Annotated in this window: 15 protein-coding genes; 1 reads left to right on the top strand and 14 read right to left on the bottom strand. The window is 36.9% G+C overall.

Annotated features, from left to right (window positions below; genetic code table 11):
- Window positions 1–6: 6 nt before the first annotated feature.
- The 11 genes from argD to BANVL01_RS21100 all read right to left on the bottom strand — a co-directional run bounded on the left by argD (window position 7) and on the right by BANVL01_RS21100 (window position 10911).
- Complete coding sequence (gene argD / locus BANVL01_RS21150) at window positions 7–1206, bottom strand: acetylornithine transaminase (RefSeq protein ID WP_066083793.1); 1200 nt, start codon at window positions 1204–1206, stop codon at window positions 7–9.
- Window positions 1206–2003 (bottom strand): acetylglutamate kinase, encoded by a 798-nt coding sequence (gene argB / locus BANVL01_RS21145; RefSeq protein WP_066083791.1) that lies wholly within the window; start codon window positions 2001–2003, stop codon window positions 1206–1208. The genes argD and argB overlap by 1 nt, the downstream gene beginning before the upstream one ends.
- Window positions 2004–2015: 12 nt before the next feature.
- A complete protein-coding gene (gene argJ, locus BANVL01_RS21140; protein WP_066083789.1) occupies window positions 2016–3242 on the bottom strand; it encodes a bifunctional ornithine acetyltransferase/N-acetylglutamate synthase in 1227 nt (408 codons plus the stop codon).
- Window positions 3243–3305: 63 nt separating this feature from the next.
- Window positions 3306–4343: an N-acetyl-gamma-glutamyl-phosphate reductase gene (argC, locus tag BANVL01_RS21135; protein ID WP_082805089.1), complete on the bottom strand. Its 1038-nt coding sequence runs from the start codon at window positions 4341–4343 to the stop codon at window positions 3306–3308.
- 207 nt (window positions 4344–4550) lie between these two features.
- Window positions 4551–5180, bottom strand: a complete 630-nt coding sequence (locus tag BANVL01_RS21130; RefSeq protein ID WP_425311806.1) for a response regulator transcription factor — start codon at window positions 5178–5180, stop codon at window positions 4551–4553.
- Window positions 5152–6243, bottom strand: a complete 1092-nt coding sequence (locus BANVL01_RS21125; RefSeq protein ID WP_066096200.1) for a sensor histidine kinase — start codon at window positions 6241–6243, stop codon at window positions 5152–5154. Before BANVL01_RS21125 ends, BANVL01_RS21130 begins: the two co-directional genes overlap by 29 nt.
- A gap of 37 nt (window positions 6244–6280) precedes the next feature.
- Window positions 6281–7378, bottom strand: a complete 1098-nt coding sequence (locus BANVL01_RS21120) for an ABC transporter permease (protein ID WP_066083778.1) — start codon at window positions 7376–7378, stop codon at window positions 6281–6283.
- Window positions 7375–8493: an ABC transporter permease gene (locus BANVL01_RS21115; RefSeq protein WP_066083777.1), complete on the bottom strand. Its 1119-nt coding sequence runs from the start codon at window positions 8491–8493 to the stop codon at window positions 7375–7377. The genes BANVL01_RS21120 and BANVL01_RS21115 overlap by 4 nt, the downstream gene beginning before the upstream one ends.
- Window positions 8494–8514: 21 nt before the next feature.
- A complete protein-coding gene (locus tag BANVL01_RS21110) occupies window positions 8515–9447 on the bottom strand; it encodes an ABC transporter ATP-binding protein (protein WP_066083776.1) in 933 nt (310 codons plus the stop codon).
- A gap of 142 nt (window positions 9448–9589) precedes the next feature.
- Window positions 9590–10354 (bottom strand): type I 3-dehydroquinate dehydratase, encoded by a 765-nt coding sequence (aroD, locus tag BANVL01_RS21105; protein ID WP_066083775.1) that lies wholly within the window; start codon window positions 10352–10354, stop codon window positions 9590–9592.
- Window positions 10355–10374: 20 nt separating this feature from the next.
- On the bottom strand, window positions 10375–10911 hold the full coding sequence (locus BANVL01_RS21100; RefSeq protein WP_082805088.1) for a shikimate kinase: 537 nt from the start codon (window positions 10909–10911) through the stop codon (window positions 10375–10377).
- A gap of 330 nt (window positions 10912–11241) precedes the next feature.
- On the opposite strand from BANVL01_RS21100, the gene BANVL01_RS21095 reads away from it, so the two are divergent.
- On the top strand, window positions 11242–12129 hold the full coding sequence (locus BANVL01_RS21095; protein WP_066083772.1) for a peptidylprolyl isomerase: 888 nt from the start codon (window positions 11242–11244) through the stop codon (window positions 12127–12129).
- 161 nt (window positions 12130–12290) lie between these two features.
- Here BANVL01_RS21095 and sipW read toward each other — a convergent pair whose 3' ends face one another.
- The 3 genes from sipW to BANVL01_RS21080 form a co-directional block, all read right to left on the bottom strand.
- Window positions 12291–12869, bottom strand: coding sequence for a signal peptidase I SipW (gene sipW / locus BANVL01_RS21090; RefSeq protein WP_066083768.1), 579 nt, complete (start codon window positions 12867–12869; stop codon window positions 12291–12293).
- Window positions 12870–12965: 96 nt separating this feature from the next.
- Window positions 12966–13628, bottom strand: coding sequence for an amyloid fiber anchoring/assembly protein TapA (tapA, locus tag BANVL01_RS21085; protein WP_082805087.1), 663 nt, complete (start codon window positions 13626–13628; stop codon window positions 12966–12968).
- 353 nt (window positions 13629–13981) lie between these two features.
- Entirely contained in the window at window positions 13982–15577 is a 1596-nt protein-coding gene (locus BANVL01_RS21080) for a M4 family metallopeptidase (protein ID WP_156482380.1), read from the bottom strand.
- Between the last annotated feature and the right edge of the window lie 97 nt (window positions 15578–15674).

Genomic DNA, 15674 nt, shown 5'->3' with positions numbered 1-15674 from the left:
GTTCCATCACTCGCCTTTCTCTATACTTTGGAAAGACCTTTCCAATTTGTCTGTAAACTCATTGATTTCTTCTTTTGTGACAGTTAACGGCGGTAATATCCGGACAACATTCGGACCCGCTGTTAAAATAAGAAGATTGTTTGAAATTGCTTTTTGGACAATTTTTAAGGCATTCGTTTCGACAACCATTCCTTTTAAAAGGCCTATGCCTCGGATATCTTTTATAAAAGTGTACTTTTCTTTAAGGCTTTGAAGCTGTATTTCTAAGTAGTTTGAAATGTCGTTTACTTGGTTTAGTAAATTACTTTCAAGTATATGTGAAACAGTCGCCACCCCTGCAGCAGTTGCTAAAGGGTTCCCGCCAAATGTACTGCCGTGGCTGCCCGGTTCAAAGCCCTTTGCTGCTTCCTCTTTAGCAATAATCGCTCCGATTGGAAAGCCTGAGCCAAGACCTTTCGCTATGCTGATGACATCCGGTTCAATTCCGTATTGCTCGTAAGCAAAAAGGGTGCCGGTTCTTCCGATACCTGTTTGGATTTCGTCGACCATAAGCAGGATGTTGTTCTCTTTACAAACTTGAGCAAGTTCTTTTACCCAATCCGGATTTGCCGGAATAACTCCACCTTCGCCTTGGATAAGTTCAAGGAGTACCGCAGCAGGCTTGATAGTCTGGAGTTTATCTAGTGCTTCGTTGTCATTGAAGGGCAGGTAGCTGAACCCGGGCATGAGTGGTGAAAATCCCTGTTGGATTTTTTCTTGACCCGTTGCTGCTAAGGTGGCTAAGGTTCTGCCATGGAATGATTGCTGGAAGGTGACGATTTCGGCTGAGCCGCTATCCTTAACCTTGTTTGCATATCTTCTTGCTAGCTTGATGGCTGCTTCGTTAGCTTCTGCACCGCTGTTGCAAAAAAAGACTTGATCACCGCAGCTATTTCCTGTAAGCAGTGCAGCCAACTGCTCTTGGTTTGGAATGTTATAAAGGTTTGAACAGTGCCAAAGTTTTTGTAATTGTTCTTCGAGTTTTTCTTTTACTGGTTCAGGAACATGCCCCAGGTTACATGTTGCAATACCAGAGGTGAAATCTAAGAATTTATTTTCTTGATCGTCCCATACATAGCTTCCTTTACCCTTCACGATCGTGACCGGGAAGCGGGTGTATGTTGCCATGATAGGGGACACTACGGAGATGGAATTATTAGTTGTCATTACGCAATCTCCTCATCTAAGACAATTTTTGTTCCGATTGTTTTGCCATTTATATAATCTAGTAAGCTATTTTTATCAAAACCGTTGATGATTGCGACTTCAGGAATTTTATGAACAAGACCGTCGATGGCTGCCATTGCTTTTGGAATCATTCCACCGTAGATTGTTTGATTATTAATCATTTCTTCAATTATTACCTTGGATACTTTATCAAGCTTTTTCTTCGAACCATTTTTTTCGACTAAGATACCTGGTATGTCACTAACAAAGCATAAATTTGCTTTAAGAGCCTTAGCGATTGCTGAAGCAGCAATATCACCATTAATGTTATAACGTTGCCCCCCTGCATCAACCCCAATTGGGGATATGACTGGAATATATCCTTGATTTACAATACCCTCAATAATACTTCGGTTCACTTCTACGACATCGCCGACAAATCCTAATGTCTTAGCATCACTACTAGGTTTTGCTCTTAACAAGGTACCATCCACACCGCTTACCCCGATTGCTTTCCCATCAACCTCAGAAATATTTCTAACTACTTGTTTATTGACCATTCCGCTTAAAACCATTTCGACAACATCTAGAACTTGATGATCAGTTACCCTTAGACCATTCACAAATTTAGTTTCAACATTTAAGTTTTTTAATAATTGATTTATTAAAGGGCCGCCGCCATGTACGAGTACAGGAATCCATTCGCCCTCGCTATGCATTTCTACGATATCTTCATAAAATGATCGTGGCAGATTTTCTAATACACTCCCGCCACACTTAATGACAAGATACTTCAACTGTTGGCCTCCTTATGTGCGGTAGGATGCGTTAATTTTCACATAGTCATATGTTAAATCGCATCCCCAGGCAGTTGCACTGTAGTCACCTTGATTTAAGTTAACATGAATAACGACATTTTCATTTTCTAAATAGCCTTTTACCTCTTCTTCTGCAATTGGACAAGGCAAGCCTTTTTCAAATACCTTGTATTCGCCAATAGAAACGCCTAATAAGTTAGGTTCTATTGGAACCCCGCTGTACCCGGCAGCTGTGACAATTCTTCCCCAGTTAGGGTCGGTTCCGTAGATAGCTGTTTTTACGAGATTAGAAGAAATGATTGATTTTCCTACAGCTCTAGCTGCATTAATACTGAATGCTCCACTAACTTGTATTTCGACCAGCTTTGTGGCACCTTCTCCGTCCTTTGCAATTTTTTTGGCAAGGGATTCACAAACTATCTTTAAACCGTTAACGAACAAATCCCATTCAGGATGCTCCTTTGTTAGCAGTTCATTATCCGCTAGCCCGTTTGCCATAACCAGTACCATGTCATTTGTGCTTGTGTCGCCATCTACTGTGATCATATTAAATGTTAGGTTTGTTACATCTTTCAGTGCAAAAAGTAAGTCTTCATGAGCAATGTTTGCATCTGTTGTTACAAAGCCAAGCATTGTCGCCATATTTGGATGAATCATACCAGATCCCTTGGATGTTCCCCCGATACTTACTTTTTTTCCGTCAATGTTAAACTGAACAGCAATTTCCTTTGTACATGTATCTGTAGTAAGAATAGCTTGCTTAAAGTTTTCTTCACCTTCATTTTCTTTATCAAGTATTTGTTTTATCCCAGCTTTAATTTTGTCCATTGGTAAGAGTTCTCCGATAACTCCTGTAGAGGTGACTGCAATATAATGTGGATCCATCCCAAGTTCTCCTGCAAATAATTTTTGCATTTCCTGTGCATCGGTTAAACCCTGCTCCCCTGTACACGCATTAGCATTTCCTGAATTCACCAAAACAGCCTGGATCTTGTTTTCTTTTGCAATGCTTTCTTGCGTAACCACTAATGGAGCTGCTTGGAAAATATTCGTTGTATAAACACCAGCTGTCACTGCTGGCACCTCAGAAACGATGTACCCTAGATCGAGTCTTTTTCTTTTAATACCACAGTGCATTCCACCAGCTTTAAACCCTTTCGGCAGGGTAACACTTTCTTTGTCAAGAACAGTGATTTCGTTACTTGATATGGCTTGCATTAATTTATTTTCCCCCTTTAAATTTCCCTCGTTATTAAACTTAAATATCCAACTCGTATAATATTATGGATACATTGGGACGTCTTCAAGTCCAGTTCTTTCATCCCAGCCATTCATCAAATTCACATTCTGAATTGCTTGACCCGCTGCACCTTTAACCAGATTGTCTATGACAGAAATAATGGTTAAGCGATTTGTTCTTGGATCAACATGGAGGCCGATATCACAATAGTTTGAGCCAAGAACTTCTTTTGTAGCAGGTAAGGTACCCTCTGGTCTGACCCTGATAAATGGTTTATTTTTATAAAATTCACTGTATAATTGGTGAATTTCATTCGTAGTAACATCCTCTTTTAACGAAATGTACACCGTGCACATTATGCCTCTTGTCATTGGTACCAAGTGGGGAGTAAATGTAATTGTGATTGGACTACCTGCTTCATCTTGGAGCACTTGCTCAATTTCTGGAATATGCTGATGAGCGCCCAATTTGTACGCTTTAAGATTTTCATTTATTTCTGCAAAATGTGAGGTTATTGAAAGCCCTCTTCCTGCTCCCGATACTCCTGATTTTGCATCAATTATTATTGAATCTAAATCTACTATATTTGTTTTTATGATTGGCAAAAGGCCAAGTAAAGATGCTGTTGAATAACAACCAGGGTTTGCAATCAGAGTAGAATTTTTAATTTCCTCCGAGTATATTTCACTTAATCCATAGGTTGCTTGATGTAAAAATATTTCATGAGATGGCGAATGTTTATACCATCTTTCGTATTCTTTCCCAGACCTAAGACGAAAATCACCAGACAGATCTATGCACATAATTCCTTTTTCAAAAAGTTGTGGAACAAGATTTTTACTGATTCCAGATGGAGTAGCTAGAAAAACCACATCGTTTTTATTACATAAACTTTCGGTATCAAATATTTCTAAAGGCTGATCAATAATGTCAGTAATGTGGGGATATATCTCGCTAAAGCTTTCCCCCGCTTGTGAATTAGAAACCACAGAACCTATTTTTAAATATGGGTGCTTATTTATTAACCTAACTAACTCAATTGAACCGTAACCTGTTCCTCCGATAATCGCAGCCTTCATTTCTCCAACTCCCATGTTGCTTATATAATGAATTATTATACATTCATGTATATAATTATTCAATATATAAATTACTTAATTTTTTATTTAAACTGAAAATAATAGCTCTTTTATTTGAAAACGCTTACATTTAATTTTCTATGATTATACATCATTTATGCATAATAAAAAAGCTCCTGCTTTTGCAAGAACTTTGATTTAAGACAATTAAAAATTCTTCAAATAAAATATCGCCAGCTGCGTCCGATCCCGTAACTTTAATTTTTCAAGCAGCCCCGTAGTATAGTTTCTTATAGTTCCTTCACTCAAATAAATCCGTTCAGCAATTTCCTTATTTGATAAGCCTTCAGCAATAAGACCCAAAATTTCCTGTTCCCGGTCAGATAAGCCTAGCTTTACTGGCGGTTTCTTTTCATCCTTTAGCATTGTCGACAGTGCACTAACTACTTCTCTTTGAAATACGGTATTTCCTTTTCCCACGGCCCGAAGGCTTTCAATGATACTGTCTGCGGGTTGATTTTTTAAAATATACCCCTCAGCGCCGCTTCTTATCGCCTCTTTGATATAGTCATCATCTTTGAAGGTCGTTAAGATTACCACTTTAATAGTATTGAAATGTTGTTTTATTAGTTTTGTCCCCAATACACCATCCATAACAGGCATACGAATATCCATTAAAACTAGGTCTGGCCTTTGTTTTTGGCACATTTCTAATGCTTCCTGACCATTCGCTGCTGTACCTGTTACTTCAAAATCTGCCTCGAGTTCAATCAGAATCTTCAAACCATCGCGAATTAAAGCATCATCATCAACGATTAGAACTTTCAAATATTCCACTCCCTTCTTTCGGAATAAGACAAACAATTAAAAAACCATCATTTGCGGAGATTGAAAGACTGCCGCCAACATTTTTAACCCTTTCCTTCATCCCACGAAGACCAAGTCCCTCTTTCATCATTTGACAGCCACCCCCATTGTCTCTTATATACATCCTCGTATACTGATCTGTTGCTTCAATATTTACATTTACTTTTGTAGCATTAGAATATCGTGCTGCATTTGTTAGTGCCTCTTTTAAATTTGCACTCAACAATTCGAGATGATTTGCGGGAATCTTATTAAAATCGCCGCTCAATTGAAGTTCAACCGGACAAAAACGAAACTGATCGATAATATTTTTAATGTATTCTATTCCTAAAGTTTCTTTTGGCTTAATATTATGTACGGTATCACGAAGTAACTCAACCGATTTTGCTAAGCCCTCAATCGACTTTTGAATCATGTCCAACGATTTCTCATGATCTTTTGAATGCAGCTTGTATGCTGCTTGCAATTGAAATAAAATTCCCGCAATATTGTGCCCGATACTATCGTGTATCTCCTGGGCAATTCGATTCCGCTCCCTAACTTCAGCAATATTTGCCACTTCCTTTGCCGAATGAAGCAGCTTTGCCTTTGTATCTTCAAGTTCATACCGGAGACGTCGCTCGTTATCTACAATTTGCTTAAAATGGTCTTGCTCTTCCTTCCGTTTATAAATAACATAAGCTAGTAAACTACAAAAAAGAACAATCAACAGGTAGGTTAGCAAATCGCTTGATCTAAGTAAATAAATCATGCATGTAGCCGATACGCCAAATCCAACATACATTCTTTTTAAAATAAAGTCATAGCTACATAGCGCGAACAGTATAGAAAAACGGAAATCCACCGTAACGGCTGCAAATGTTATCAGCAGCGTTACGATGGTTAAATATACAGAATCGAAGTATCTTTCTTTAAAAATATTTACGGCAATAACCACCAAGAGGATAAGAAATGATTGGTAAGCTATAGAATAATCGATAATCAGTTCTAAACTTAGATATAGGATTATCGCTGCTTTAACGATATAGTTCATGTCATCCCCTGCCATTAATCTTTTCCTTCATTATACTTTATTTAGCAATATCCGCCTTTCTAAATGTTCCTAATAAGAAGAAAATTATCGAAAACATTAATAGGATGGATATTTCTTTTACTAGTGAAGTAAGGGAGTCGCCATGCAAAAGTTTCTCAATTCCATGAATCACCCATGATACTGGTGTGAAGTTACTTAACGTCTTGACGATATCCGGTGCAAAGTCGAGTGGAAAGTAAGCCCCGCCAAGCATAGCGAGCGGCGCAACTATACAGATACCAATTAAGCATGCCTGAATGGTATTTTTCGAAATTGAGCTGATTGCCACGCCAAAAGATACAGACACTAATGAAAATAGTAGTAACAACACAAAGATGGAAAGCCCAGCACTACCAAGGTATAGTTTGTAAACATATTTTAAAATCAGCAGGACAAAGGAAATTTGTATAAACGAAACAAATAGAAAGCTGCTAACAATTTGAAGCATATAGGTTCTAATTTTTACAGGTGCGGTAAGTGTGCGATACAGTGTGTGGTTGTTTTTATTAAAAATAATAAACAAACCAACAATTAAGGAAGTATACAACATCGAAATAATAAGGTATCCTAACACCGATCTTGTTCTTTCCGCTCCTTCATTAACGGCTAACTTGTGCTTGAGTTGTATCGCACCATGCTGATCATAGTTAGAAAATTCCTTGTAGAAGGATTCTTGGTTATGGCCGACAGCCTCAGAAACCATCCTTGCATGACTGAGCCATTGTTCCAAAAATGCACTAACCGGTTTAGAAAAGTTAGATTCTTTGACAGAGTAACTCGTAATCCCTCCATTTTTTCCTTGAATGAGATTATCTGTAAACCCCTTATCAATCACAACCACATAATCCACCTTTAAAGTTTTGAGATCGTTGTTTATTTCTTCCTCTTTCACATGGCGGATTTCAGCTTTTGTTTTTAAATTCCGAGTTAAATCAGCTGTAAATTCTGTATGATCCTTATCAATCACAGCCACTTTAACGGTGGGCTCCTGCCCAATAAACCCTAACGTTGTAAATGCAAGTGGAAACAACAAGATAAAGAAAATCTGAACTTTATTGCGAAAAATTCTTTTTAAAGAATTCACGAAAATGGTCATGCAACTCTCCTCCTTCCGGTAATAAATGTAAGAGCAATAACAATAATCGTATAGATTACTAATCCGAAAATATTCGATTGCGTGAAGGTACCTTCAAAAATATTGGTGAATAACGCCTTTTGCGCATAGGTGTTAGGTGAAAGGTAGCTTAGCATTTCAATTACTTTTCCGTCCATTCGTGAAAATCCACCAGCAACTAAAGTAAGGATAGTCCCAATAATAAAGATACTTAGTGCTGATGTCATCGTGCTTTTTGATATATAGGCTAGAATCATTCCAAAGGCGACTGCAATCGCAGAAAACAAAAATAGTACTAAGAGAATGAGCCATAAGCTGCCATTCAAATTTGCTTGAAAGACAAATTTTGAAATCAGAAAAATAAATAGGGAGATCCCATACAATGTCAACGTACTACCTGCTAATTTTCCAAGGATGATTTTACTAGTCTGGATTGGGGCTGTGTTCATTCGTAGGTTTGTATGGTTCCCTAAATCCTTCGTTATCGCAAATACTCCAAAAATAGCGCCGAACAACAAAGATTGAAATAATGCTGTCAGCGAATAATAATCAATTCCGCGCGGTATTTTCCCTTCTGTCACTATTTTTACTTCTTTAATTATCGAAGGGTTGGAATTAGGCTGCACTTGCTGTCCATTAATCTTGATCAGTGTGTTTCCAATATTAAAGGTGCGGACAAAACTTTCTAAAACTGGCTGGACGTAAGAGTTTTTCTCTTTACTGTAAAAGTTAATGTTCACATGCTCACCATTTTCATAGCTGTTTGACATTCCTTTTTCAAGATAGACCAAGCCTTTTAACTTTCCAGACTTGACTTGGTCCATACCGTCCTTAAATGTATTAACCTTCTTTACTTCTAATATCGTGCGTGTTTCCTTTGCTGTAAAAAATTCATTCAAGGAATTGTTTAACAGCCCGTCATCTTTACTAAAATAACCAACATTCATTGGATCGATTTTCTTTGGCGTATAGGCACTATCAAGCGCCTTTCCAAGAATCAGAATCATTAGTATCGGTAGTAAAATAAACGCAAGCATCGCTTTAACATCTCTTATATTACGGATAAACGTATAGTAAGCAATCGATAATATATTCATTGAATTCACCTCTTCTTTCTCTTAATCTCGCAGTGATCTTCCAGTAAGCGTTAGGAACACGGCTTCCAAACTTGGTTTTTCCACATTCAAGGAAAGAATTTCTATGCCTGCTTCAGTCAGGAGATTGATGACCCGACTTACATTATGTTCTCCTTTTTTCCCTACCACTTCTAAGCTGTTTCCTTTGATAATGCATTCACGAATACTCGAGATTGATTTAATTTGTTCAACGACAGTGTAGTTTACTGAAGATAACTCAATGACCAATTTTTCCTCGGTGGAAACAAGCGCAGTTAGCTCCTCCTTCGTCCCTTGGGCAATCACTCTGCCGTGGTCGACGATGGCCACACGCGTACAGATTTCTTCAACCTCTTCCATATAATGAGAGGTATAAATAATCGTCGAGCCCATCTTATTTAATTCTTTAATTGATTGTAAAATATGATTTCTTGATTGCGGGTCGATTCCTACGGTTGGTTCATCCATAATGATGAGCTTTGGATGATGCAAAATGGCACAGGCAATATTTAACCTCCGTTTCATCCCGCCGGAGAATCCTTTTGGCCGATCCTTCCGTCTATCGGTAAGCCCTGTAAACGCGAGGGCCTCAGTAATTCTTTCCTTTAAAAGGTTTCCTCTTAGTCCATAAAGACGCCCGAAGTAATCGAGATTTTCATATGCCGTTAAGTCTTCAAATATGGCGATTTCTTGCGGAACGATTCCGAGCTCCTGCTTAACTTCCATTTCATGCCGCTTGATCTCTTTTCCAAGAAACTTTACTTCTCCGCCATCATACTGAGTAAGGCTCGAGATAATGCTGATCGTCGTTGTTTTTCCAGCTCCATTTGGCCCCAATAAGCCAAAAATTTCTCCTTCTTTTACGGCAAATGTTATATGATCTAATGCAAGGAAATCACCATATCGTTTAATTAGATTGTTCACTTCTAGTAACATGTTCCCAACTCCCTTTCCGTTTTCTAATGTAATCATATTCCAAATTGAGTGGCGCTTATAGTGACTGGAAGAATAAGTTCATATGACATATGTCATGTTTATTAATGCAAAAAAAGCACTCTTGGAGTGCTTTTTAGATTGATTATAAATTTGAGTGTAAAAGGTTAATTGCCCTGCGTAATTCAACCACATCAATTTGCCCTGGTGCCGATGCCTGCTTAGCCGCTCCGAACGTGAGAGCTGAACCAAATAATTCACCAGCTATACGGCTGATTAGCCCTTTGCCCGACATTGACATTGTTATGAATGGTCTGTCTGCGTATTGTTCATTCATCGTGTTTGTTGCGTCTAAGAGAGTTAAGACATCTGTTGAACTTCTTGGCATCACCGCAATCTTTGGAATATCTCCTCCTATTTCCATTGCTTTCCTTAGCCGTGAAACGATTTCTTCCTTAGATGGCGTCTTGTCAAAATCATGATTGGAAATAATGACGAATACACCATATCTATGGGCTAATTCTATTATTGCTTTAATATCATTTCCCTCATTAAACAATTCAACATCAATAATATCTATTTGACCAGATCCAGCTATAATCTTATTTAATTCAAAATAATAATCAGTGCTGATTTCCTTTTCGCCGCCTTCTTTGGCGCTACGGAATGTAAAGATAATTGGTGTATCAGTTAGGATTGCACGTATTTCTCCCAACGCCGCCTTAATTTCCTCTATATCATCTACATGTTCAAAAAAATCCACACGCCACTCAACGACATCTAAATCTAGCGTTTTGAGGTAGACAGCTTCTTCCTTTAATTGCGATAGAGTTTCTCCAACCAGCGGGACACAAATTTTTGGCGCCCCTTCACCGATTGTCAGCCCTCTTACTGTTAAAGTTTTTTTCATTAACTTCCTCACCTTCTAAATTACACGAAAATATCAAAATCCACTATTAATTTACGTACAATCTCATCAGCTATTTCCTCTGCATCCTTGTTGTCAGATGTGATCTTCAGGTGGTGATTAGCATAAATTTCTTGTCTGTAATAAAAAAGCTTTTCCATTTCCTCGATTGACTTTCCATGTAACACAGGGCGGCTGACAATAATTAAATCTATTCTGTCCTTCCAACCCTCAAAGGATAGATCAAGGAAAATAACAATGGAAGATGCTAAACACAGCTGTCTGATTTCTTGCTGTAAAAAAGCGCCGCCACCTACAGAAATAATCTTAAGCTGCTTTTCGGTTAGGCTTGTTATTAATTCTTTTTCTCTTTCTCTAAATGCCTTTTCACCAATGTTTTTAAAAATCTGTGATACGGGCATATCGAATTCTCTTTCAATTTCTTCATCAATATCAATAAATTTACGATTTAATTTTTGGGCTAGAAGTTTCCCAATCGTTGTCTTCCCAACACCCATAAACCCTATTAATAGTATATTATTTTTACATTTATTTTCCAACGCATTCCCACTCCCGAAAGAAAAGCAATCTCTATTTATATTATTATTTGAGTTTATTCCTTATCAACATTTTTGACAAGACAATACTCCCCTTTAAAACTGAAAATGTTTAAGTATAATTTCCGGAATACAGGTTATTTTTAATATTCTTAATAACATACAATAAATTTCACCCTAAGACAAATTCCCCCTTTTATTTTAAAAAAACATCTAAAAATAATATAAAATTTCTAATATTGTTAATATTTGTTTTACAATCGTTCGTTTTATGATACAGTAGTTATATACAAAAAAAACTAGAGTAAATCAGTAGAGAGGTGCATTATTTATATGAAAAAAACAATTCTTGTTATGTCAATGGCTGCCGGATTGTTAACTTTTTCCGGCTGTAGTAGTACTCCAACCGGGAAAATTGTTGCCGAAACAAAAGTTGGTAGTGTAACAGAAGAAGACTTATTAGCTGAATTAAAAGCTGGTTATGGCGATCAAGTAGGAGAAGCACTTCAATCAATTGTTTTAACCAAAATTCTTTCTAAAGATTTTAAAGTAAGTGACAAAGAAGTAAATGATGCTATTAATAAAGATAAAGAAAAGATGGGAGATCAGTTCGAGCAGGCAATTCAACAAAGCCAATATAAAACATTTGAAAACTATAAAAAAGGAATAAAATTGAGTCTCCTAATGGAACAGGCTGCTAAGAAGGATTTAAAAATATCAGATGAAGACTTAAAAAAATACTATGAAGACTGGCAGCCACAAATTAGAGCCAGCCATATTTTAGTTCCAGATGAAGAGACCGCAAAGGAAGTTAAAACGAAACTTGATAATGGCGGTTCATTCGAAAAATTAGCCCAAGAATATTCAAACGACGACCCAACTGCTGTTTGGGGCGGAGACTTAGGTTGGTTTAGAGCAGGTGACATGGTTCCTGAATTCGAAAAAGTAGCATATAAATTAAAAAAGAATGAAATTAGTGACCCGGTTCAAACTATTCATGGATGGCATATTATTCAGTTAACGGATAAAAAAGAAAAAGAATCTTTTGAAGAAGTAAAAAAAGAGCTTGAGAAAAAATATGTATTAGAACACGGAAACCCAAGTGAGGTCATTAGTAAAGTTTTAAAAAAATCAAATATAAATGTAAAGGATAATGATTTAAAGAAAACCTTCGATGCGCTTTTAAAGAAGGATTCTGAAAAAGAAACTACGAAAAAATAAAAATCGAAATAATAGTATATTTTAAAGAGGCACATTACATCGTAATGTGCCTCTTATAACTCCAAATGTCCAGATTGTTCATCCCTCTATCTTCTTTTGCTCTATATATTTATCCCTTCACTTAGTTGTTCCCCTACAATAATAAATGATTTTCATTGAAACTAAACTACATCCTCTTTCTTTTCCAAATTTTTGGTTTTTACATCAAGTTCTTTTAGTCCGCGGTAAATAATAAAAGCTGCATAACCTAGTAGCAAAATACCTGGGCCAACGAGCAAGAGGGCAGTGCCTTCTTTTGATTGAGCAAAGTTAATGAAGTATCCAATATAAGGCATAGTAAATCCGGAATAGATAGCAACAACATTATCAGATAAAACTGGATCCTGATCAGAAGCATTATTGTTATCACCTTTGGTTACATAAAGAATATTTTGTCCGCTTTCTGTAACCCCAATAATTCTATGAGTTACTAGAATTCCTTCATTTGTTTTGAATGTAATAATATCATCTTTTTTAAGCTTGCTTCTTGCTTCCGAGTTTAGTGGTTTTACCCCAATTATAGACCCGGTTAGAAAGGTCGGTTCCATTGAACCGGATAAGACGGATTTAAGCTGATATCCAAAGAGCTGGGTCTCTCCTTTAGATGCCTTTGAGGAGATTACAAGAAAAGCCATAAGGATTAAATTTAAGAATAAAACTAATGTAATTAAGTTGCTAATTACTTTCAAAATCTTTTTCATACTTTTCACCTGCCTTTTCATAATTTATAAATGAATAACCAATAAGTAGGTTCCTCACTTTCCTCTAATAAAAACTTTAAGTATTTTCTTCTTTATCTACACTTTCTTTAGGAACTCATTTTGGACTTTCCTAGATTCAGAATTATATTCTATCGAAATGTTTGTTTTTTCCTGTTTTTCAGTGTTACTGTTCTCATGGATCTCATTTAAAGAATTTATCTTGTCTTTTGTACGGACTTCAATTTTCCCACTCCAGAGTTCATGCACACCCTTTCCTGGATGATCTTCGTCAATCATCTTAAACATGTAGAATCCACTTTTAGTTGGTGTAAAAGATAATAATAGTTCTTGATCTTTAAAAATCGGCTTAAATGGTAGAGTTTCTGAAATCTTGCTTCCATTTTTCGGGTTACTCTCTTCAATAAAATAAATCTCATATTTCCCGCTTGTTTTCATATCGGCTCCTGAGTTCTTGAGGGATACATATATTTTTTGACCATCAAATCTTTCACCTGTAAACTTTAATTTACTACAATCCCCATGACCGTGATTATCTGAACAACCTGAATTGTCTTGACTCTCCCATGTTCCTGCCTGCATTACTCCACTTACAGTACTAGTATGAGAAAAAGAAGCATTCGTCTTACCAGTAATAGGGACAATGGCCCACAAAAATAAATAGAATCCGGCTAACAGTTTAACAACTATCCATGTTGAATTTCTTTTCCTCCTAAATGCTCCTAATGTTCTGTATAGTATCTTAACCCCTCCTCACGGACTTCGTTTTTTCTCTAATTGTTATTATTTTATATAATGAACATTTAATCTTAGTTTATTTCATCGGTATTATTTTGGAAAAGTTCAAATTCATCCATTTGTTCTTTATAAACTATCGTTTTCGTTCGTTTTCTTGAATATACTCCGTTTTTCTTAATATTTAGGATTTTCTATTAATTTATCATTTCACTAAATAGTAAAAATACTTCTATGTAATGAATCTCTTTTTCCCATGTTCAAGTTATACGATGGGATTATATCCCTAGCTTTATCGTCCATATTAGAACTGTGATAGAAGAAGGTGTCCAAAAATTCCAAGGACACCCAGCTAAATATTAATCAATTCCTACCGCAGTGTAAGCGGCTTGGACAGCTTTAACTTCATTGGAGCTAGCTCCATATAAATCTGTGGCGGCTTGGATAGCAGCTTGCCTCATCATTTTAAAGTTTGAACTTTGTGTTAAATATAACGATAGAGCACGGTAATAGATTTGTTCTGTTGCTTCCCGGCCAACACCCTTTACGGTTACACCATAATGGGTTCCGCCATCAGATATTAGATATGCTGCCTTGTTATTAATACTGCTGTTGATGTGAACTCCGCCGCTATCTAAGGTACCGATATATCTTTTACTCCAATGGTCAGGAGAATAGCCGCTTTCTGTTCTCACATCAACAATTTCAGCAGGATTACTCATAGAACGAATCGCGATTTTTTCATCTTTATTTACTACAACGTTCTCGCCGATTAGCCAGTTATCTCTGTCCACCATTGCGCCAAAAATGTCAGACATGGATTCATTCAATGCTCCGGATTCATTTCGGTAGGTTAAATTGGCTGTATGTTGAGTAACACCATGGGCCATCTCATGTGCAGCTACATCTAGTGCCGCCGAATAAAATGCGCGTGTAACACCATCACCATCACCATATGACATTTGAACTCCATTCCACGACGCATTATTCCATTTATCACCAACGTGGACAGCGGAGATTAATGCCTGACCTTTATCATCAACAGAATCACGCTCAAAGGTATTTTTGAAATAATCATACACGATCATGGCATTTGCATGTGCATCTACAGATGCTCCATCGTGAAAAGCTTTAGACAAGCTTGTGACAAGGATATTTTTGCCGCTTGATTGATCATAGGTGATAATTCCTTTTCCTCTGGATAGACCATGAAGCTGATATAATCCATCAATAAATTGAACATCCAGCAGCTGTTTAGTTCCAAGAACGCCTGACCCAAAGGCAAATAATTCTTGAGCTGCATTATAATGATCTACAACATTTCCGTTTGTCGCATCAACGAAATAATGCCAATATCCTACTTTAGGGTTTGTGGTAGAGGCTTTAACAAGATAAGTATTATAGTATGCACCCTCGTGTTCATAGATAAACTGTTCAGCACTTAATGGCGCATCATACTGTTCTACCTTGCCAATTTTCTTTTCAATGGCTGCTTTTGCAATTTTAATCGCTTCATTTTCGGAAATAGCAGCTACTGTATCGATATTTTTATCATCAAGATTTGGCACGACCTCACCGAAAAAAGATGTCACATTATCATTTTTATCTAGAGCTAGTGTTGATTCACTTCCAAATATAGGTATTCCTTTGTATTCTTCAACAAGCCTAAAGTGATAGGTACCTGTTACCTTATCAGCGTTTTCTTCCTTTACTTTAAAATGTTTTTTCATATCACCTTTAAGTTTAAACTTTTGACTATGCTCTGAAAGATATGAAAAGGCAATATCTCTTTTACTTAATCCTTTTTTTGTTTTCGGTGCCCAAGTTTCGCCAATAAATGAAGGAGTACCATGCTCAGCGCTATACTGAATCTTCGATCCCTGAGAACTTGCAGCTGAGCCAGCTGTAACAAACGTCCCAAACGCAATGGATAGGGCTAAAGTAGAAGACATCATTTTCTTATTAAATTTCAAGTTTCCAATCCTCCAAAATTAAATTTCGCACACTTCTTATAGGGAATAATCTATTTTTTTCTTAAATAAGAGGGTGACC

The sequence above is a fragment of the Neobacillus novalis NBRC 102450 genome (assembly GCF_001591805.1).
Taxonomy (GTDB): domain Bacteria; phylum Bacillota; class Bacilli; order Bacillales; family Cytobacillaceae; genus Neobacillus; species Neobacillus novalis.
Note: the sequence above shows the minus strand (reverse complement) of the source record. Positions and strands in the feature narration are given on the sequence as shown.